22 protein-coding genes are annotated in these 20728 nt (G+C 39.6%); 18 read left to right on the top strand and 4 right to left on the bottom strand.

All coding sequences use genetic code 11. The features are described from left to right. Positions 1-6: 6 nt before the first annotated feature. A complete protein-coding gene (locus QFZ72_RS05725) occupies positions 7-1512 on the bottom strand; it encodes an esterase/lipase family protein (RefSeq protein WP_307430579.1) in 1506 nt (501 codons plus the stop codon). A gap of 229 nt (positions 1513-1741) precedes the next feature. Next, positions 1742-2287: a TVP38/TMEM64 family protein gene (locus tag QFZ72_RS05730; protein WP_307430581.1), complete on the bottom strand. Its 546-nt coding sequence runs from the start codon at positions 2285-2287 to the stop codon at positions 1742-1744. 441 nt (positions 2288-2728) lie between these two features. Between QFZ72_RS05730 and QFZ72_RS05735 the strand changes: the two genes are divergently transcribed. From QFZ72_RS05735 to QFZ72_RS05765, 7 genes are all read left to right on the top strand, one after another. Next, a complete protein-coding gene (locus tag QFZ72_RS05735) occupies positions 2729-3142 on the top strand; it encodes a MerR family transcriptional regulator (RefSeq protein ID WP_307430583.1) in 414 nt (137 codons plus the stop codon). 84 nt (positions 3143-3226) lie between these two features. Continuing rightward, on the top strand, positions 3227-4561 hold the full coding sequence (locus tag QFZ72_RS05740) for a hemolysin family protein (RefSeq protein WP_307430586.1): 1335 nt from the start codon (positions 3227-3229) through the stop codon (positions 4559-4561). Positions 4562-4740: 179 nt separating this feature from the next. Further along, positions 4741-5895, top strand: a complete 1155-nt coding sequence (locus QFZ72_RS05745) for an AI-2E family transporter (protein ID WP_307439606.1) — start codon at positions 4741-4743, stop codon at positions 5893-5895. A gap of 224 nt (positions 5896-6119) precedes the next feature. Next, positions 6120-6335, top strand: coding sequence for a spore germination protein (locus QFZ72_RS05750; RefSeq protein ID WP_307430588.1), 216 nt, complete (start codon positions 6120-6122; stop codon positions 6333-6335). Between the two features lie 94 nt (positions 6336-6429). Next, a complete protein-coding gene (locus tag QFZ72_RS05755; protein WP_307430591.1) occupies positions 6430-7224 on the top strand; it encodes a helix-turn-helix transcriptional regulator in 795 nt (264 codons plus the stop codon). Then, positions 7184-7405, top strand: a complete 222-nt coding sequence (locus QFZ72_RS05760; protein ID WP_307430596.1) for a substrate-binding domain-containing protein — start codon at positions 7184-7186, stop codon at positions 7403-7405. Before QFZ72_RS05755 ends, QFZ72_RS05760 begins: the two co-directional genes overlap by 41 nt. Positions 7406-7536: 131 nt before the next feature. Then, the gene (locus QFZ72_RS05765; RefSeq protein WP_307430599.1) at positions 7537-9591 is read left to right on the top strand and encodes a molybdopterin oxidoreductase family protein; all 2055 of its coding nucleotides are present in this window, start codon (positions 7537-7539) and stop codon (positions 9589-9591) included. On the opposite strand, the gene hpaB is transcribed toward QFZ72_RS05765, so the two are convergent. After that, complete coding sequence (gene hpaB / locus QFZ72_RS05770) at positions 9582-11042, bottom strand: 4-hydroxyphenylacetate 3-monooxygenase, oxygenase component (protein WP_307430602.1); 1461 nt, start codon at positions 11040-11042, stop codon at positions 9582-9584. The genes QFZ72_RS05765 and hpaB overlap by 10 nt on opposite strands. A 509-nt stretch (positions 11043-11551) precedes the next feature. Here hpaB and QFZ72_RS05775 point away from each other — a divergent pair. Both QFZ72_RS05775 and QFZ72_RS05780 read left to right on the top strand, forming a co-directional pair. Continuing rightward, positions 11552-11941 carry a YueI family protein gene (locus tag QFZ72_RS05775; RefSeq protein ID WP_307430605.1) on the top strand — a complete coding sequence of 130 codons (390 nt, stop codon included), beginning with the start codon at positions 11552-11554 and terminating at the stop codon, positions 11939-11941. A gap of 523 nt (positions 11942-12464) precedes the next feature. Then, positions 12465-13718 (top strand): S8 family peptidase, encoded by a 1254-nt coding sequence (locus QFZ72_RS05780; protein WP_307430606.1) that lies wholly within the window; start codon positions 12465-12467, stop codon positions 13716-13718. Positions 13719-13873: 155 nt separating this feature from the next. Here QFZ72_RS05780 and QFZ72_RS05785 read toward each other — a convergent pair whose 3' ends face one another. Next, on the bottom strand, positions 13874-14014 hold the full coding sequence (locus tag QFZ72_RS05785) for a lipoprotein (RefSeq protein ID WP_307430609.1): 141 nt from the start codon (positions 14012-14014) through the stop codon (positions 13874-13876). Positions 14015-14152: 138 nt separating this feature from the next. On the opposite strand from QFZ72_RS05785, the gene QFZ72_RS05790 reads away from it, so the two are divergent. From QFZ72_RS05790 to QFZ72_RS05830, 9 genes are all read left to right on the top strand, one after another. Next, a complete protein-coding gene (locus tag QFZ72_RS05790; RefSeq protein ID WP_307430613.1) occupies positions 14153-15424 on the top strand; it encodes a tetratricopeptide repeat protein in 1272 nt (423 codons plus the stop codon). A gap of 104 nt (positions 15425-15528) precedes the next feature. Further along, positions 15529-15702, top strand: coding sequence for a hypothetical protein (locus tag QFZ72_RS05795; protein WP_307430615.1), 174 nt, complete (start codon positions 15529-15531; stop codon positions 15700-15702). 47 nt (positions 15703-15749) lie between these two features. Then, positions 15750-16211 carry an EAL domain-containing protein gene (locus tag QFZ72_RS05800; RefSeq protein ID WP_307430616.1) on the top strand — a complete coding sequence of 154 codons (462 nt, stop codon included), beginning with the start codon at positions 15750-15752 and terminating at the stop codon, positions 16209-16211. Further along, positions 16186-16617 (top strand): HDOD domain-containing protein, encoded by a 432-nt coding sequence (locus QFZ72_RS05805; RefSeq protein WP_307430619.1) that lies wholly within the window; start codon positions 16186-16188, stop codon positions 16615-16617. Before QFZ72_RS05800 ends, QFZ72_RS05805 begins: the two co-directional genes overlap by 26 nt. Positions 16618-16835: 218 nt before the next feature. Next, positions 16836-17738: an aldo/keto reductase gene (locus QFZ72_RS05810; protein WP_307430622.1), complete on the top strand. Its 903-nt coding sequence runs from the start codon at positions 16836-16838 to the stop codon at positions 17736-17738. A gap of 110 nt (positions 17739-17848) precedes the next feature. Then, positions 17849-18292, top strand: a complete 444-nt coding sequence (locus tag QFZ72_RS05815) for an Rrf2 family transcriptional regulator (RefSeq protein ID WP_307439608.1) — start codon at positions 17849-17851, stop codon at positions 18290-18292. Positions 18293-18376: 84 nt separating this feature from the next. Further along, positions 18377-19027 (top strand): DsbA family oxidoreductase, encoded by a 651-nt coding sequence (locus QFZ72_RS05820; protein ID WP_307430625.1) that lies wholly within the window; start codon positions 18377-18379, stop codon positions 19025-19027. Between the two features lie 169 nt (positions 19028-19196). Beyond that, on the top strand, positions 19197-19832 hold the full coding sequence (locus tag QFZ72_RS05825; RefSeq protein WP_307430628.1) for an NAD(P)-dependent oxidoreductase: 636 nt from the start codon (positions 19197-19199) through the stop codon (positions 19830-19832). Positions 19833-19972: 140 nt separating this feature from the next. Then, entirely contained in the window at positions 19973-20581 is a 609-nt protein-coding gene (locus tag QFZ72_RS05830) for a pyroglutamyl-peptidase I (protein WP_307430632.1), read from the top strand. Positions 20582-20728: the final 147 nt, after the last annotated feature.

Here is a 20728-nt window from a genome sequence, read left to right on the forward strand (position 1 = left end):
TTTGTTTTATTGGCTGAATATTTTTCCCGATGAATCAACATAGACTGTTTGAACAATTGTTCGTTCAAATATGTCTCCATTTTGAGTTTTCCCTCTAATATCAACCGTTAAATTATAGATTCCTTCCTGCTTTAACTCTAGTCCGATACCCGTTTTTTTTATTGATTTTATGAACGTTTTTGTCTGCTTCTTTGTTTTAGTTTGAAAGTGATCAACTATCACGAAAGCTTCGACCTCTTTTTGAAGTTTTGCCTGGTTTATTTTAAAGGCAATGTTCTGATTTTGCTTATTGATTGGCAGTAGTGAAATAGCATCATTGTCAGCTGAAAGAAAAGCGACGTTCAGGAAATAAGCTTCACCTGAAGAGTTTAATGCAGTTAAACTCCATTTACCTTTTTGAGGCTTTGGAATGACGATTTGATGATGATAGGCTCCTTCGAAAATTCCATCTGCTTTTATCGTTTTAAACGAAGGATAATCTGTCTTTCCATCAGGGGAATCGAGAGCAAGCTTCGTTGAAGGCGAGCTGCTCATCCAATCAACGGTGATTTCACTGACAGATTCTTCAACATTGAATGACTCTTGCTGTGTGCCGGTAAATTCTCCGCCGCGATAATAATAGGAAGCTCCGGCTGCATTGTTTTCTTCACTTATCATATGGATGCTTTCTGCAGCAGCTGTGCTTCTTAAATACGGTTCAAATAACAGAAAGGTTGAACTTCCTTTCTTAATAGAAGTATGATCCCAGCTGCCGGTTCTGATTTCAGTGCCATAAGATAATCTGGAAGACTGCACGGTTACAGCTCCATCATTGCTGCCGTAGGAGCTTAAATATAATCCGCCCCAATAAAGGGATGAACCAAAGCTTCCCCACTTGGTCCCGCCAAAAGTATAGATACGATTCTTTCTGGAATTTGCATGAGCATCCGTTTGTGCTCTGAAATTGCTCATGTAGCCGGTCTGAAGGGAATAAACAGCATCATTTTTGCTTCCTAATATTCCTGACAGCCATCCAGCCCAGCTGCTGTAAGCAAGGTCCGCAAGCTGCGATCCGGAATGCGGAGCCGATAGCGTAATCACGTTGCTTACATATTGATGCGCACCATAATGCACAAGCGCAGATTGAGCATCGATTCCTCCTTTGCTGTGAGTGACAAGCATCAGTTTCTGGCCGCCAAAATACTGATAGATTTCGCTTAATTTCTGTGCCAGCAGAGCGCCGTTATCCCACATGTTTTTCGCAGGATATAAATCAATAAAAGCTGTACGATATCCATTTGCATAAGCGGTGCTATACATATCATTTTGATTCCACCACGCATTTGATGAGCTGTTCAAACCATGAATGAAGACGATAGGAGATTTTGGTAAACTGCTGCCGGGCGGAGTATCTCCTGTATACCATTGGCCCGGATTTCCGGGAGGATCCTGATCACCAAATGAGCCGGCAAATGTGCCTGCTGGAGCAAAAAGCATGAAAGCCGTAAGCAATATTATCAGTTTTCTGATCATATAGGACTCCTTTACAATGTGATGAAAGCCTTTACAAATATATGGAGCGCTTATTTGAAAAAGAAGAAGGAACAATTGCCCATTTTGAATGCAGTGTCAATTGGCCTCCTGTCTACATAAAGCGAAATAAGGAACTCATCGAACAAAACGAAAAAATGATTTCTTTGCTGGAAAAAAACAGTGACAAAGAAAAAGCTGCAGGAGAACAGTGCTCCCGCAGCTTTTTCTTTTACTTTCTTTTGCTTACCCAGAGAATGACAAGAATGAGAATAGATCCAATTCCTGTCATGAGCTGAATGCGCCAGTCTGCTTTCAGGACTTGCTGCACGGCAAACCCTTCAATAAGAACAGCGGGAATTTTCCCAATCAGGCTTGCACTGAAAAAAACACCTGCGCTCACTTTGCTGTATGCTGCTGCAAGTGTAACAGCACCTGATGGAGCAAAGGGGAAAATCCTTAATGCAAGAATAAGAAAAAATGCATCTTTGCCTTTCGTTTTTGAAAGGTTTTGCAGCATGGCGTTTTTGGGCGCTTTCGTTTTTTTTAGGAATGAGAAACCTTTCCGGTATACATAAAAGCTGACCAGGAGTCCAAAGATTTCACCAGAAAAAGAGAGGAGCAGACCTTCTGCAAATCCAAAAAAAGAAAGGTTGGCAGCTGTAATAAAAACACTCGGCACAAATGCCAATAAACTAATGATTGTGTTAGCAGCGAGACTTATAATAAATGCCCACTGTCCGCTGATTTCCAGCCATTCTATCAATTGTTCTTTCATTCTTTCACCGCTGTCTTTTAGATATGTGTACTAGCACCTATCTATAGTTTAAACTCCGCTGAGCTCACATACTAATAAATAATTCTAAGAATCACTATTGTTATTGCTCATTTCGGAGCGCAGACACTTTGAAATAAACAAACGGGCCTGCAAGAAGCAAAGGAATTGATCTGCACAGCATGATGGTTTGCACCTTAATGTCTGAAGATATAAATAAGGAAGTTAATCCATAAAAAGCGGGGTTAAACCTTAGGCTGCCATGATGATAAATGACATCAATCTGCCAAGTATTTTATTTGTGAATTAGTGGAATAGTCAACTTTTTTTGTTAATTTTATAGACTGAGAATACCTCACTTCATAACCGTAACGTTTGACTGTACAGTTTAAAAAAAGGTATGATAGGAGTAATCTTTTTTTATTGGGGTGATAAGATGGGGCATTGTATCGAATTGGCGAAGTAGCAAAATTGGCAAACGTATCAAAGAGAACAATTGATTACTATACTCAAATTGGGCTGCTCCATGTAGATAAGACGTCTAAGTCCAACTATCGCCTCTATTCTGAACAGGCACTTAACGACATTCAATTTATTGAGGAATGCAAGTTATTCAATATGTGTCTGCAGGATATTAAAGAAAGACTTGAACTTAAGAGAAGTCAAACCAATGAAGAAGATAAGCTAATCAAACAGGCCGAAATACTGGCTAATCATATGAAACAGCTCGAACATGAAATAAAAGAGCTGAAACCAATTTTTGATAAAATGAATGGGGAAAACCAGGAAATCATTGCAAGCCGCATCTCTCCGCAGAGCATGGCGCTTATGCAATCATTAATGATTCTGCTTCATTGATTTTATAGTTTACGGATATTTTAAACTGATAACTTACTATTTTAGGAGGTGACTCCTTATTCTCTATTAGGGAATAAGGGTGTTTTGGACATAGTTAACTTGTTATTCGTGGCGATTTTAATTGCTTTAACAGCTTTTTTCGTTGCATCAGAATTTGCGATTGTCAAAATCCGCAGTTCACGATTGGATCAATTGATTGCAGAAGGTAAAAAAGGGGCAGTGGCTGCAAAAAAAGTAACAACTCATTTAGATGAATATTTATCAGCGTGTCAGCTCGGAATAACGGTAACAGCCTTAGGTCTTGGGTGGTTGGGGGAGCCAACAGTAGAAAGTCTTCTCAGACCGGTATTCGATAACTTTGAAATTAACGAATCGCTTTCCCATATTTTAACTTTCGGAATTGCATTCGCATCTGTTACGTTCTTGCACGTTGTCATTGGAGAGCTTGCTCCTAAAACAGTAGCGATCCAAAAAGCAGAGGCTGTGACACTTTTATTTGCAGCTCCATTGATCTGGTTTTACCGTATTATGTTCCCATTCATTTGGGTATTAAATGGCTCTGCCCGCGTAGTAACAGGTATTTTCGGACTTAAGCCTGCATCTGAGCATGAGATTGCTCATACTGAGGAAGAGCTTCGGATTATTCTTTCAGAAAGTTATGAGAGCGGAGAAATCAACCAATCTGAATTAAAATATATGAACAAAATTTTCGAATTTGATGATCGTGTAGCAAAAGAAATTATGGTGCCTCGAACTGAAATTGTAGCTGCTTCAGTAGAGAAATCGTTTCAGGACAACCTTGAGACAATGAGTATGGAAAAATATACTCGCTATCCGGTTGTAAACGGAGACAAAGATCACGTCCTTGGTATGATCAATCTCAAGGAGATCTTCACTGACATTTTTTCATTATCCGAAGAAGAACGAAAAAAGAGCACGATTGATAAGTATATCCGCCCTGTTATTCAAGTAATCGAATCGATTCCAATTCATGATTTATTAATAAAGATGCAAAAAGAACGCGTTCATATGGCGATCCTCGTGGATGAATATGGCGGAACAGCCGGACTTGTAACAGTCGAAGATATTATCGAGGAAATTGTTGGAGAGATCCGTGACGAATTTGACCAAGATGAGGTTCCTGAGGTTCAGAAAAAAGGCGAAGGCCATTACTTGCTTGACGGAAAGGTTCTTATCTATGAAGTGAATAATCTGCTTGGTCTAGATATCGATGATACGGATGTAGACACAATCGGCGGATGGATGCTGACAGAAAATATTGACATCCAGCAAGGCGAAAGCATCATTTTAGATGGCTATGAGTTTTTTGCAAAAGAAATGGAAGGCCACTTGATCCGAGTAATTGAAATCTTTAAGCTTGAAAAAGCTGAAGAAGAGCTTGTTGCTGAAGAAAATTAATCTGTGTTTATTATGAAAGCTATGCTTAGTGCATAGCTTTTTCTTTAAATTCAGGAAAATATTACCAATATGCTTCATTCAGCTCTGAAAGGGTTAAGCTTCATCAAATCTTAATTTGACACTCTTTCATTCTCATAGTACGTTTGAAACAGGCATAATGAAGCAGAGGAGGATGTAACCTGTATAAGTCAAAGGTTCATTTTTGGACGATTGAAATTTTGCTGCTGCTGTTAATTTTTTACGTAAGTACGAAGGTTTCGTTTTTATTTCAGCCGCTGATTGTTTTTGCATCTACGCTGTTCTTCCCGATTTTGATTGCCGGTATCCTGTTTTTTATTTTCAGCCCTGTGGTTAAGCTGTTAGAAAAAAACAAAGTGCCAAGAACACTTGCAATCCTTATCTTGTATCTCATCTTTATCGGATTGATCTTGCTGCTTTTATCCACAGTCGGACCGGTTGTTTCTCAGCAGATCACAGACTTGTTTAAAAATTTCCCGAGATACATAACTGAAATCAGGCAGTTCATCATGAACCTGTCTGAGTCCCGCTGGTTTACATGGGTGATGACACAGGAATATGTTTCAATTGAGGAAACGATCGATAAAATGGAAAAATCATTGGGCAATCTGACGACATCGCTGCCGGAAAGCATTACATCATCTGTAACAAAGGTTCTGGGTTTTGTTACAAATATTACTCTTATCGTCATCACGGTTCCATTCATTTTATTCTACATGCTGAAAGACGGGCATAAGTTTCCCGTCACAGCAGTCAAAATTCTGCCTGCAGCGTATAGACGTGAAGGCATTAAAATTTTTGAAGACCTTTATAAGACGCTTGCCGCTTATATACAGGGCCAGCTGCTTGTTTCTCTCTTTGTCGGGACAGGCTGCTTTATCGGATATACGCTGATTGGACTTGACTATGCGCTCATACTCGGGATTGTTGTAGCTGTTGCAAACATCATCCCTTATTTAGGACCATTTATCGGCGCTGCACCTGCAGTGGTGATTGCTCTCCTCGATTCACCGACTAAAGCTTTGCTCGCTGCAGTTGTTGTAACCGTTGTTCAGCAAATTGACGGAAATATTCTTTCACCATTAATTATCGGCAAGAGATTAAACACACACCCACTCACCATCATTCTCCTGCTGATTGGCGCAGGCAGCTTTGGCGGTATTTTAGGAATGATTTTAGCTGTGCCGACATATGCGGTACTAAAAGCTGTTCTTTTACACGTCATCAGGCTGGTGAAATTAAGAAACAGGTATAAGCAGGAGACAGAGAACCGAAAAAATAAAAGAGATGAAAACGATAGAAAGCCGCTGGTGTAACTGGCGGCTTTTCTATTGTTCATTTGATAACGTACTATTATGCTGCCAATCTGTACAAGCTCCATCAATACCCCAGCTGTGATTGTCCTGCTGGGAAAATTTCATTTACATTATTATTCATTCTAATTTAACGTAGAGGCATTATTATTTTACAGGGCCTTTTTTATAAGAAACCCAAAAGCCCTTTTCGGCATAGTCTAATAAAAAATAAAGGAGGAGTTTCTATGCCGGCTTTTGTTGGTCCCATTTTAATTGAATCAAGCAGCGGTGCTATTAGTGCAGGGGATGCCTTTGCCCTCTCGCCAAAAAGCACAAGTAAATTCTCTGTTGGTTCGGGTGCACTCAATACAGGAGACTTCATGGTGATTACAGATGATAAAAACATCACAAATTTTTATGACTTTGACATTATCGATCAGCCAACTTTTTTCAATGGCTAAACGAATGACCCTTTCTTATCCTGAGAGAGGGTTTTCTTTTTGCTTGAAAAAGGGTATTAAAACCTATGAATTCAATGAATGAAGAGGTGTAGGGATGACAACGATCAAAGAGATTGCAAAGCTTTCCAAGGTGTCTGCTGCAGCAGCATATGAAGTGCTCCATGAAAATGCTGAATCAACGGCCTCTGAAGAAATGAAATCGAGAATTTTTCAGACTGCAGAAACATTAAACTACCGATTAACAGAGAAGCAAATGTCTTCGTCCAGTAACAAAAGCATCCATATTGCACTTGCCATTTTAGATGCTGAGGGCGGAGAGCTGGAAAATCCTTTTTATATCGCACTAAGGAAGCATGTTGAGCAGGAATGCCTCCTAAATAACGTCCATATTAAAGAGACAATCCGCTATGAAAATATCGATTCGACTAATAAGATGGAAGTTTTGGATGGAATCATTGTCATAGGCGGTTTACAGGAAGACGATATGGAAAAGCTGAAAAAGGTTTCAAAGAACATCGTGCTCGTTACAGATTGGGCTGCAAATTCCACTGCAGATATCGTAAGTATAGACCTTGCTCAAATGACAGAGCTCGTTATTTCGCATCTAAAAGAAATGGGACATGAACGAATTGGATACATAGGCGCTTTTAATTGGGGGCAGACAATAAAAGAGCAGCTGGAAAAAGCGAATCTTTTGTCAGAAGAGCATATTTACCTGACAGAACCGTACGGAACGGAAGGATACAGGATTCTAAAGGAAGCTGCTTCAAACAGCCAGCTTGCTGATGCCTATATCATTCAAAGCAGTGTCATGTCCCTTGCCGCTATCATGGCATTGCTAGGAAAATATGAATATACCAGAGGATGTCTCAATTGTCAGTTTTTATGATGTGCCTGAAACTCATTACTTTGCCCCTTCCTTGACTGCCATTCATGTATCATCAGCTGAGATAGCAAAGATCGCAGTGAAGCTAATACATGAGCAAGTAATGGAGCATAGAGATACGCCTCTTAAAGTGCTGGTTCCATCCAGACTGAAAATGAGAGATTCAACATCAACAAAACAATAGGAAACATGGCTGAAGAGAGAAGTTCTTTTTTCAGTTTTTTTAATGTCTAAATACACGAAAAAGGAATTCTTGATAGAAAGTTAAAACTATTCTATCATTAAGACAACTATTCTCATAAAAGGAGAAACCAAATGCAATCTTATATAGAAAAGCGGGATGGTATCTTTCCATCTGTTTGTTCATTGGATTGTCCTGATCAATGCGGTCTTCTTGTCCATAAGAAAGACGGCAAAATCATAAAAGTGGAAGGAGATCCGGATCATCCCGTTACTAAAGGCAGCATTTGCAATAAAGTGCGGCACATGGCTGAACGTATCTATGATGAGAAGAGGCTCCAATACCCTTTAAAAAGGACAGGGAAAAAGGGCTCAAAACAATTTGAGCGGATCAGCTGGAACGAAGCCTTTGAAATTATTACTGCTAAATGGAAAACACTAATTAAAACGGATGGGCCGGAAAGCATTCTTCCATACAGTTTCTATGGAAATATGGGCAATTTGAATGCTGAGGGAATGGATCGCCGTTTCTTTCATAAGCTCGGCGCAAGCAGACTTGACCAGACAATTTGCCAAATTGCAGGTTCAACTGGTTACAAGTATACAATGGGTGGAAGCTTTGGGATCGATCCTGAGGATACTGTACATACTAAACTGTTTATTATGTGGGGCATTAATGCGGTCAGCACAAATATGCATCAAGTCGCACTTGCTCAAAAGGCGCGTAAAAATGGGGCCAAAATTATCGTCATTGATGTTCACAAAAATCAGACCGGAAGACTTGCAGACTGGTTTATTCCGATACTTCCGGGAACGGACGGTGCCCTCGCTCTTGGAATCATGCATATCTTGTTTCAGGAGAACTTAGCGGACAGCGATTTCCTTGAAAACTACACAGTTGGACACGAAGAACTGAGAAATCATGTAGTTCAATATGATCCTCATACAGTTTCAGAAATAACAGGAGTTCCAGCAGATGACCTATTAAAACTGGCAAGAATGTACGGCCAAACATCACCATCCTGTATTCGAATCGGCAATGGCCTGCAGCATCATGATAATGGCGGCATGTGCATTCGGACCATTGCCTGTCTTCCGGCTCTGACTGGCCAGTGGCTGAATAAAGGAGGAGGCGCTATTAAGGGCAATTCAGGGTATTTGGCATTTAATACAGATGCTCTGCAGCGTCCTGACCTCATCCAGAATAAACAGACCAGAATCATCAATATGAACTTAATTGGTGAAGAGCTTTTAAATGCCGATCCAGCGATAAAGTCCATGTTTGTATACGGAAGCAATCCCGCAGTCGTCGCTCCAGAGGCAAACAAAGTGAAAAGGGGATTAGAGCGGGATGATTTATTTCTAGTGGTCCATGATTTGTTTTTAACCGAAACTGCAGCCTATGCTGATATCGTCCTCCCTGCAGCATCAGCCTTTGAGAATACAGATATTTATACGTCATACTGGCATCATTATCTTCACTTGCAGGAGCCGGTTGTTGAAGCATATGGCGAGTCAAAATCAAACGTCGAAGTGTTTAGGCTTTTAGCAGAAGGCATGGGATTTTCAGAACAGGCATTTAAAGATTCAGAGGAAGAGATGATTAATCAGGCGCTGAACAATCCTCAAAATCCGTATTTGGATAAAATCACTTTTCAGGATTTGAAGAAGAAAAAATATGTGAAAGCAAATGTAAAACCGCTATTTCCGGGAAGACTTAACACGCCAAGCGGGAAAATAGAGCTTTACTCACGTGCCATGGAGAAAGCAGGATATCCGCCTTTGCCGACATTTTCACCGCTCGTCAAAGAAAGCGATTTGCCTTTCCTGTTTGTCCCAGGTCCAAATCATAACTTTTTAAACTCCACGTTTTCAAACAATGAAAAACATTTATCCCTTGAAAAAGCTCCTAAACTGCATATGAATGGTAAGGATGCCAGACTGCTTCGTTTGGAAAATGGAGATATGGCTGTCATTTGGAACGCTCGGGGTGAATGTGAGCTGACAGTTTCAGTTGGAGAGAACGTATTGCCTGGTGTAGTCGTCAGCCAAGGATTATGGTCAGATGAACCCGGAAAAAAACAGCTTGTAAACTCGCTTACGCCAGACAGGCTGTCAGATATGGGCGGGGGCGCAACCTTTTTTTCAGGAAGAGTTGGCGTTAGAAAAAAAGAAAGATCTCATTCCTGAGGTCTTTCTTTCGTTTGATCTAAAAAGTCTTTGACTCTTTCCAGGTATTTTTCTCGTGCATAACCGCTGTATAAATTTTTTGCAAGGCGGATAGGGTCTCCAAAAAAGTACCTTTCATAGTGAGTTTGTCTCGTGCCAAAAGAGCTCATCGTCAGCTCCCATACTAATCGAAACAGCTTTGTTTTTGCTTTTGCATCAAGTGAAGCTCCCTGCAGATACTGCTCAACGTGCCTGCCGATAGGGGAAGTGAAATCCTCCTCTGATGGCAGAACCATTAAACCGCCTGCCCCGATCTGCTGCAGAAGACTGATGTAGTGAGGGTACAGCTTTGAAAACAGATTGATGGCTGCGTATAACGGATGAGAGCTTGGAGTCATCGTTCCGAAGGTATCCATCTTGGCCTCTGCTTCTGATTTAAGCAGGAGTGCATGCATGCTCTCAAAACCTAAAATCATTTCAGACAGTTTCAGCTGGATATGTTCATACTCAGAAACATCCATAGAATTGATCAATAATTGAGAAAGTCCGATTAAAAATTGCAGCTTCACTGTCTGTCGTGTAACAACTTGATGAAGGGCATGCGAAATAAACCCGCTTTTGTTAAATAAGTTAAAGGCAATATCCTGTCTATGGTAAAAAAACACGCGCTCCCATGGAACCAGAACATTTTCAAAGACGAGAAGCGTATCCATTTCATCGAAGCGTGAGGATAGCGGATAGTTAAAAGCAGATTCACCAGCATGAAACGGTTCGCGGCAGATAAATTTCAGTCCCGGCGTATTTGCCGGAATGCTGAAGGCAAATGCATACTCGTCACCCAGATTATTGCCGCCTGAAGGGAAAATCAGCACTTCATCCGCCATTCCGCCTTCTGTTGCAAGCAATCTGGCTCCTTTAATAACAAGTCCATCTGCAGTCTTTTTCATCACTTTTGCTGCGACCGGCTGCCTGGATGTTTCAAAATAATAGGACGAACGATTTACCTGCGGATTAATAAAGCTGTGTGTAAAAGATAAATCCTGTTCAAGCGCAGTTTCGTACATGTTCCGGAGATTGTTCGAAAACTCTTCATCCTGAGCGCCGACAATGGCAGATGCTGCTGATAATGACATTAATGCCGTGTTCATATAGTCAGGACTCCGCCCCATCATCCCGCATGTTGCATTCGCCCAGTATTCAATCATTTTTCTTCTATTCTGTAAATCTTCTTTTGTCTTCGGCTCTAGATAGGACATTCCCACCCGATTTTGCGTAAATGGGGAAGGGAATGTCATAAAGCTGATATTCTCCTTTTCGACCTGCAAATCATAAAGAGATGCTTTTGTTTGCATAACCCCTTTATAAACGGGATGCCTCATGAGACCTTCTGTAATGGCTTGGCCCTTTAACCAAACATTAGGCTTCAATGCTTCCATGCGCTGCAGATATTCTCTCCCTGAAATGGCCGGCATTCTTTTCCTCCTAGCGGTCTATTGATCTGGCTCTTTTCTAATGAACGGTTAAGCCTGTTTTGTAAACAGGCAGAAAGGGATGTGAGAAAACAGCCTTTGATTTAAACACTATATGCTGCCGAAGAAGTACAGGTGAAACTTGACAAAAAAAGCCCTCCTATGGGAATGCAGAAAAATAATGAACGGTTTTAGAGGATATCATAAGAAAGAAAAGAATTAAATATAATGTAAGCGTTTACTTTTTTTTCTGCAGTTATAGAAAACAAAGAGAAGGGTAAAATGCATAGTAAGGAAGATTCGGAGGGAGAGCTGCTCATGCAAGATACTAACTTTTTCAAAGGAATGATCTGGGCAACCATTCTTAGTGTTCCATTGTGGGTAGCCTTCTTCGGGTGGATGAAAATGATTTTATCTTATTCTAAATGGTAATCAATCGTATCATTTCATGTCAGCTTTCTGCTCTGACAGACTATATCCTGTAATGGACTTTAGACAAGGAGAATGACACCATGTCAGACGATCAGATCGATTTATATATCAAGCAGGGAATATACGGAACCTTTGAAACGAAGCCGGAAGAGAGAAATGTTTACCTCGGCACATTGAGAGAGAGAATATATGTGGCTCTCACCGTTGGACAAGTGAGACAAAATAAAATATACAGTGAAGTGCTTGCCTCATTGGAAACAAGAAAGAACAAAGCACTCTTTTTAAATGGAACAATAGATTATGGAGCCCTGTCTAAATATATCAAAGCTGCAAATAAAGAGAAAATCCCATTTACCATTGTAAGCGATCAAAACGACACAAAAATAGGATTAATCGTTGCTTCTGATCATGCGATTGATCAGAAAGAAATTTATGTGAAAGATAAAATATTTGAACAGACTTTTAAATAAACACAGGAGAGCCTGTGTTTTTTTATAATTTATATAGGATATAAAAAATCAGAATCCAAATTGGAATCGATAGGATAACTCCGTAAAAACAGCCTTTTGCAAATGCTGGATCTTCCCTCATCATATACCCCGCATTTCTGTCTTAAGAATAATATATCTCTGGATACCGTTATTAATCAATGAATCCTTTGTCTTAAATTGTCGATTAATCTTTCACTTGGATTTTCGTATATGAATTATACAAGTGAAAGATCAAGCAGTAGTCGAATATTGCAGATGCGAATAGGATTCATGAACCACCTCACGAAGGTGGTTTTTTTATTTTACAGCTTTTTTTTTAATCATTTTAAGAAAGAGCGGGCTATTAGTGGGATATGGATTAAAAACTAGCATCAATTAGCATAGCTTTACAATAAAGTTATTAGTAAATTTAGATTATTGTGATAATGATTAATGTGTTATATATTTAATTTGCTTTCGAGTAAAAGTTATAAAATACTAACATTTTGAAAGGGGAAAAGAAATGAAAATCGGTAAAGCGTTTGGAGCTGCAGTATTAAGTTTATCAATGAGTCTGTCAATGTTTGGGACAGCCGCTTTTGCAAATGAACAGGTAAAAACAGATGTGAAACAGGAATCAATTCGTGTAGTAATCAAGGGAACTGATGCAGAAAAGGGTAAAATAAAGATGAGTCATCAGGTACGGCGCGATTTTGGCAAGGATGGATTTACAACAACCGTTACACAGAAACAATTAGAAGCACTGCAGAAGAACAGTAAAATCAAGGTTGAAAAAGTTCCGACTTTTAAAGTAGCTGCCGGAAAGCCGATTCAGACAATGGCCCTTCCAAGCACAAGAACCCCATGGGGAATTAAAGCCATTTATAATAACAGCTCGCTGACTTCAACTAGTGGAGGAGACGGCATTAAAATTGCTGTTCTTGATACCGGAGTTCAGACAAGCCATATTGATTTGTCGCAAAATGCCGAGCAGTGCAAAGATTTTACAGTTGGGACTACTTATACAAATAATTCCTGCACAGACCGCAATGGACATGGAACACATGTTGCAGGAACGGCACTTGCAAATGGCGGTTCTGATGGACAGGGAATTTACGGCGTGGCACCTCAATCTGAGCTTTGGGCATACAAAGTACTGACAGACAGCGGTTCTGGCTACTCAGATGATATTGCAGCTGCAATCAGACATGCTGCAGATGAAGGAACACGGACTGGTTCTAAAGTCATCATCTCAATGTCTCTTGGATCGAGCAGTAAAGATAGTTTAATTGCAAGTGCAGTAGACTATGCTTATGGCAAAGGTGCCTTGGTTATAGCAGCAGCCGGAAACTCAGGATCAGGCAATAATACTATTGGATATCCTGGCGCTCTAGTAAATGCGGTTGCAGTTGCGGCTCTTGAAAATGTTCAGCAAAATGGAACATACCGTGTTGCAAACTTCTCTTCACGCGGAAACTCGGCAACAGATGGAGATTATATTATTGGAGAGCGTGATATTGAAGTCTCCGCTCCTGGTGCTGCTATTGAATCAACTTGGATCAACAGCGGTTACAACACGATCAGCGGTACTTCAATGGCGACTCCTCACGTATCTGGGCTTGCTGCGAAAATCTGGTCTTCCAATAAAGGCCAAAGCAACGTTCAAGTTCGTGCAGAGCTGCAGCGCCGTGCAAAGCTGTATGATATTAAAGGCGGCATTGGTGCGGCAACAGGCGATGACTACGCATCAGGCTTTGGATTTGCAAGAGTTCAATAATAAGAGAAATAGTAAAAGAGCTTCCCCATCTGAATCGGGAAAGCTCTTTTACTATTTCGTCATACTATATTTTGGTTAAATTCTATGAAAATATGTTTTAATAGATAGATATAGAGTGAAGCCATGTATCTTCAGAAAGATATTTTAAGCAGCTGTTAACTAGATTGGCTGGCTTTAATAATTCTTGGCCATTCTTCGTCAGCAGTGTGGATATTTTGCTCAGCTTTAGAGCATCCAGTTAAGAGGATTGCCGTACCAAGTGCAAGTAATAAAAGATGTTTTCTGAATTTTTTCATCTCATAGCCTCCATTAGTTCTTTTACTTTAACATTTTTAAAATAAGTAACATTTTGTTATAATTATCTGACAATTCAAATATATACAATTATTCAATTTCTTGTCAATACATATTAAAATTTTATCAGGAGGCGCCGTATGAATACCGTTGGAATGAAATTAAGACAGCTGAGGAAAAAACAAAAATTGACTCAGAGCGAGCTGGCAATTGGAATAGTGAACCGCAGCTACATCAGCCAGCTTGAAAAAGGAATGGTCCAGCCTTCTTATAAACTGCTGTTGAAATTCAGCGAAAGACTGAAATGTGATATTCACGATTTTTTCGAAGAAGAGGATAAATCACTTCTGTCTTTTGATATAAAAAAAGCTCTTTCCAGTTTGGAATTTGCAGTGATAAATGATGACTTTGCAGATGCAGTTGAGCATTTAAACGACTTAGAAAAGAATCTTGAATCATTGAACCAAAATGATCTTGCTCTCTATTATTTTTGCCAGGGAAGGATTCTGCAGCAGGTAAAGCTTCAAATGGAAGAGGCCATTGCAGCTTATGAAAAAAGCTACGAATTATTCTGCAGCCTGCAATATTCTGAAGAGAGACTCAGAACCAGCAATTATTTGACGACCTTGCTCATTAACCAGGATCAGTTATCAAAGGCATTTTCTTATTTAAATGAAGCTTATGACGATTCAATTGCCTTCAAGGCATCAGGTGTAGAAAAAATATCTTTACTGAATAACCTTGGTCTTGCACATGCAAAAAAAGGAGAATTTTATTCTGCGATCCGCTTTTTGAAACAGGCACTGGCTATCAGCAGCAAAACATCCATTTACTATCAAACCGGTGTTGTATACATGGTGCTTGGCTTGTGCTACAGACGAATGAATGAGTATGAAAACGCGAGTGCGGCCTACGCAAAAGCTTTGCTGTTTTTCGAAGGCACAGACGATCAGCTGAATTTGGCGGGCACATATACAAACTTAGGAATTCTCAGCAGATATTTATTGGATGCTGACAGCGCGATGTCCTATCTTCAATCTGCACATGAAATTTACAAACAAGAAGATGATGTAAAAGGAATATTAAATACGCTGTATGAGCTGGCCGTTACCTTTTATGAGGCAGGACAGGATAATGAAGTACTAAGACTTTATGAAACGTTCCTGGAATTTTATCTAAGTGATTTCAGCGATTTTAAATTTAAATTTCTGCATTTAATCGGAGATTTGCATCATCGGAAAAATCATCAGGAAGAAGCTCTGGAGTTCTATTATGAGATCCTGAATCATTCTGCCATGGTTGGAGATTCCTCTATTGTAAAAGAAGTGCTGAAAAAAATAGCTGAAATAGCTTATGTTACGAAAAATGAAAAAACACTTTTCTATGTTGTAGAAAAATACTTAAAGCTGTAAAAATCACAAGTTTACATAATTCGACACAATCCATGCTTTCTATCATGTACAATCGATATAGTTCAAATGTACTGATTGGAGATAGGGCAAAAGGGGTTGGAGATATGAAGGTATTCGTAGCCAGGCAGCCGATATTTGACAGAAACGGACAAAGTGTTGCCTATGAACTGCTTTACCGAAATGGAGATAACAGCAATGCATTTCCTCCTATGGATGGGGATGAAGCAACAGCTGACGTTATAATAAATAGTTTTTTAATATTGGACTTGATGAGCTAACGCAGGGAAAAAAATGCTTTATTAATTTCACAGGAAGCCTGCTGAAAATGAAGCTTCCAAGTTACTTTAATCCAAGTTCAATTGTAGTGGAGATTCTCGAAGATGTTCCAATTACAGAAGAACTGATAGATCTTTGCGCTGAGATGAAAAAACTCGGATATACCATTGCGCTGGATGATTTTAACCTCCAGCAGAACTATTTTCTGCTTCCAAAATTATTAAATCATATCGACATTATCAAGGTGGATTTTCTGCAGACAAAAGAGAATAGAAGAAAGCAGAACATGAGCCGGTACAAACAGTATGGGGTGTGTTTTTTAGCAGAAAAGGTTGAAACACAAGAGGAATATAAACTTGCACTAAGAGAAGGCTATGACTATTATCAAGGCTATTTCTTCAGTAAGCTGGTCGTTCTCTCAAGCTATGACATTCCCGTTTATATTCAGCAGATTCTCCATGAGTTATCTAAAACAGAGCCTGATATTGATAGAATTTCGGGAGCAGATTGAACAGGATCTTTCCCTATCTTATAAGCTATTGAAACTAATCAATTCACCGGCATTCAGACCCAGAAACAAAATCAAATCGATCAAACAGGCAATCGTCCTTCTTATATTAAATGAAATGAAAAAGTGGATTTATATCCTGTCCCTTAAAAGCCTGAATGGAAAAAATGATCCAATTCAGGAGGAAGTCATCCGCCTATCGCTTATGCGCGCCAAGCTGTGCGAGAAGCTGTCAATTAAGACTGGCAGAAAAGAGCCGTCGCTTTATTTGCTGACAGGGATGTTCTCTCTTGTAGATGCTCTTCTTCACCGCCATTTAGATGCAGTATTATATGAGCTTCCTCTCTCGGATGAAATTCGGGAGGATCTAAGCGGAAAAGAAAACGACATTCGCAAGGTTTTTAAATGAGCGATTCAAATCGAAAAATCAAATTGGCATTTAGAAGATTTGCCGCTCTCCCCTGAGGAAATTCATGAATGCTGTATGGAAGCTATTCTTTGGTCAAATTATCTTTTAACCCATGAAGAAATTGCACATGCGAGCTGACAAGAGCTGGCAGGATTCAAATTCTGCCATTTTGAAACCTGAGCGCCTCAGTATAGAATGATAAGGAAAGGAGAACGATTATGCAGAGAATACAACTTACTGAAGATCTATCATTTTCAAGAATCATTCATGGATTATGGCGTCTTTCTGACTGGAACATGTCAAATGAAGAAGTGCTTAAATTAATAGAGGATTGCTTAGAGGCTGGCATTACAACTTTTGATCACGCCGATATTTACGGAAATTACACATGTGAAAAAAAATTTGGAGATGCACTTGCACTGAAGCCAGAGCTCAGAAAGCAAATGGAGATTGTCACGAAATGCGGCATTAAACTTGTCTCAGACAATCGCCCTGAACACAGAATAAAATCATATGATACAAGCAAAGAGCATATTTTGGCTTCCGTCAATAAGTCCCTTGAAAACTTTCAGACAGATTACATAGATGTTCTGCTTATACACCGTCCGGATCCGTATATGGATCCAGCACAAGTTGCAGAGGCGTTTACACAACTTAAAAATGAAGGCAAAGTCCGTTATTTTGGTGTGTCGAATTTTAAACGCTCACAGTTTAAAATGCTTCAATCATACTTGGACTTCCCGCTAATTACGAATCAGATTGAGCTTTCTGCCTACAATCTTGAGAACTTTAAAGATGGCACGCTTGATTTATGCCAAGAAGAAAGAATAGCGCCGATGGCATGGTCTCCGCTTGCTGGAGGATCTATTTTCTCTGCTGATGACGAGAGAGCTAAGAATCTGCGTGATATACTTGAGAGAATCGCTCTCGAAATCGGTGCAAAAGGGATTGATGAAGTCCTTTATGCATGGCTGATCAGTCATCCTGCAAACATTATGCCGATTGTCGGTTCAGGTAAAATGAGCCGCATCGAGTCTGCTATTTGCTCACTTGATTTAACATTAACACGCGAGCAATGGTTTGATATCCTGCAGGCTGCTATGGGACGAGAAGTCGTATAGTTTGGAAACCTCCGCCCTCCGCTTATGGGCGGAGGTTTTTGCAGACGAATCACTAACTGTTGACATTCATTTTCGTTGTAACTATAATGATTACATCGGAGGTGATTAAGATTAAAATAAGCAGCCGATTTACGATAGCTGTTCATATTTTATCTCTAATAAAGCAAAATCCGCCTTCTGATTGTACTTCTGAATTTATGGCTGGCAGTGTGAACACGAACCCAGTGATCATAAGAAAAATATTGTCCTATCTGAAAAAGGCAGGACTTGTGGAAGTACGGCGCGGAGCCGGTGGAGCTTATTTGCTGAAAGAATTGCATGACATCACATTACTCGAAGTTTATCGTGCAGTTCAAGTAGTTGAAGAAGATAAGCTGTTTCATTTTCATGAAAAGCCAAATCCGGATTGTCCAATAGGTGCAAATATTCAGAGCGTGCTGGAGCTTATTCTGGTTCAAGCACAGGAAGCTATGGAACAAGTATTAGAAAGCATCACGATGGACCAGCTGTTTACAACTCTGCAAGATCAGATACAAAGTGAAAAGAAAGTATAGCATTCTTCAGAATGCTTAATTTTTCACCTTAGTTGTAACATATTAGGTTACAACTAAAAAATTAAAAAAGCGAGGAATTAAGCCGTGACTTTAAAAATTAAAGCTTATTCAGATTTTATTTGTCCGTTTTGTTTTTTAGGGAAGGGACCTCTGGATGAAATGATTAAGGAAAAGGATGTGGAGGTAGAATGGATGCCTTTTGAACTGCGTCCGAGTCCTGCTCCAAAAATTGATCCTTGGAAAGAAGCAGATAAATTAGGTTCCTGGGACTCCTTTATTTTGCCTGCTTCAGAGCAGCTTGGCGTTGAGATGCGTTTGCCGCGCCTGTCTCCCCATCCATATACACATTTAGCTTTTGAGGGATGTCTGTTTGCAAAGGATCACGGAAAAGGAAATGAATTTCACCATAGAGTATTCACTGCATTTTTCCAGGAAGAGCAAAACATTGAAGATGTAGAAGTATTAACAAAATTAGCTGGTGAAGTTGACCTGCCTAAGGAAGGCTTCAGAGACGCTCTAGTAAGCCGCAAATATCGAGAGGTTCATCAGGAAGCTTTGAGACATGCTTATGAAGAAGCTCGGATTACAGCCGTTCCTACATTTATTATTGGGGACGAAGTGATTCAGGGATTGGCAAGCAAAGAAAGACTGGCACAAGTCATCGATAAGGAATTAGATAAAAAGCACTTACTTGCCATAGATGGTTTGCAGTGTGATCTTAATGGCAATTGCTAAGGCAATTTTAATTTACACATTTAACAAAAAAGATTTGGAGAACCAAATAAACAGCCAGGGAAATGTGGAATTTTTTTAATTGCAAACCTGTCTTTATTTTGTAACCTGATAAATTTGTGAGAATCAGGTTTTTAAAAAATAAATCAAATAAAATTCGGAGGGATTTATAATGAAAATTGCAATTATTGGAGCCGCTGGGAAAGCAGGCAGCCTTATCATGGAAGAAGCATTAGAAAGAGGCCATGAAGTAACAGCTGTCGTCAGGGATGCTTCAAAAGTAGAAAACACAAATGTTCAAGTAATCGAAAAAGATCTTTTTGACCTTTCATCCAATGATTTAAAACCTTTTGATGTAGTGGTTAATGCGGTTAATGCTGCTCCTGGAAAAGAACATCTTCATGTTGATGCCGGAAGAGTGCTCATTCAGGCCTTGGATAACAACACTAATACGAAATTAGTTGTTGTTGGAGGAGCTGGTAGTTTATATTTAGATGAAGAAAAAACAACACGTGTAATGGATGATCCGAATTTTCCAGCAGCCTATTTCCCTACTGCAAAAAATATGGGAATCAATCTGGATGAACTTCAAAAAGAAGAAACAGTAAAATGGACATATATCAGTCCTTCAGCAAACTTTGATCCGCAGGGTTCAAAAACAGGCACATACCATTCAGGGAAAGACCATTTATTAACGAATTCACATGGTGAAAGTTATATCAGCTATGCAGATTATGCCATTGCTGTTGTAGATGAAATCGAAAATCCAAAACATAAGAATGAGCGTTTTACAGTTGTGTCTAAATAATCTTCATGAAAAGCAAATGCGGGCCATAATCCGCATTTGCTTTTTTATTTATTCGGGCAGCATTTAATCTGCACCATTATATAAACTGAATTTTCTGATATAATAATTTCATTCGAGTGACTAAATAAGGAGAGAAAAGAATGAAAAAGGTATTGTTAACAGGATTTGAACCGTTTTTGCATTATACAATTAACCCAACAGCTGAAATTGTGAAGCATTTGCATGGACAATCGATTGGTCAATTTGAAGTCTGCGGAAAAGTACTGCCTGTTCAATTTTCAAAAACATGGGAGCAATGCCATGTTCATATTGAGGAGGAAAAGCCTGACGCCGTATTGCTGCTTGGGCTTGCAGCAGGAAGATACAAAATTACTCCTGAAAGAGTGGCCATTAATTGTGCTGATGGCGAAAAAGATAATGCGGGAGTTATTAAACAGGATGAATGGATACAGTCCGATGGACCAGATGCCTATTTCAGCACACTGCCTATCCGAACATTTGTAAATGTGATGCAGGAAAAAGGGCTGCCTGCAGAAATATCCAACACTGCCGGAACCTACTTGTGCAATTATATTATGTATCAGACTTTGCACTACTTTAAAAAAGCAGATCGGGACATTCCGGCAGGATTTATTCACCTTCCTGCATCACATGAGCTGGGTCTGGAAATAGGGAATGTACCAAGTTTTTCTCAGCAGGATTTAACAGAAGCTGTGTCTATCATGATCCAGCATCTGCCAGAGGCTTAACCGACTTTCTTTTTTCTGTGCAGCCTAATATTTAGAACTGAATTGACGATATAACCCCTATATACAGAAACTAGTGGGGGAAATAAAAATGTTCAAAAAGCTTCAAGTTAAAATTACTTTGTTTTTGGCTGTCATCATCATCGCAGC

Source organism: Bacillus sp. V2I10, assembly GCF_030817055.1.
Classification (GTDB): Bacteria; Bacillota; Bacilli; order Bacillales; family Bacillaceae; genus Bacillus_P.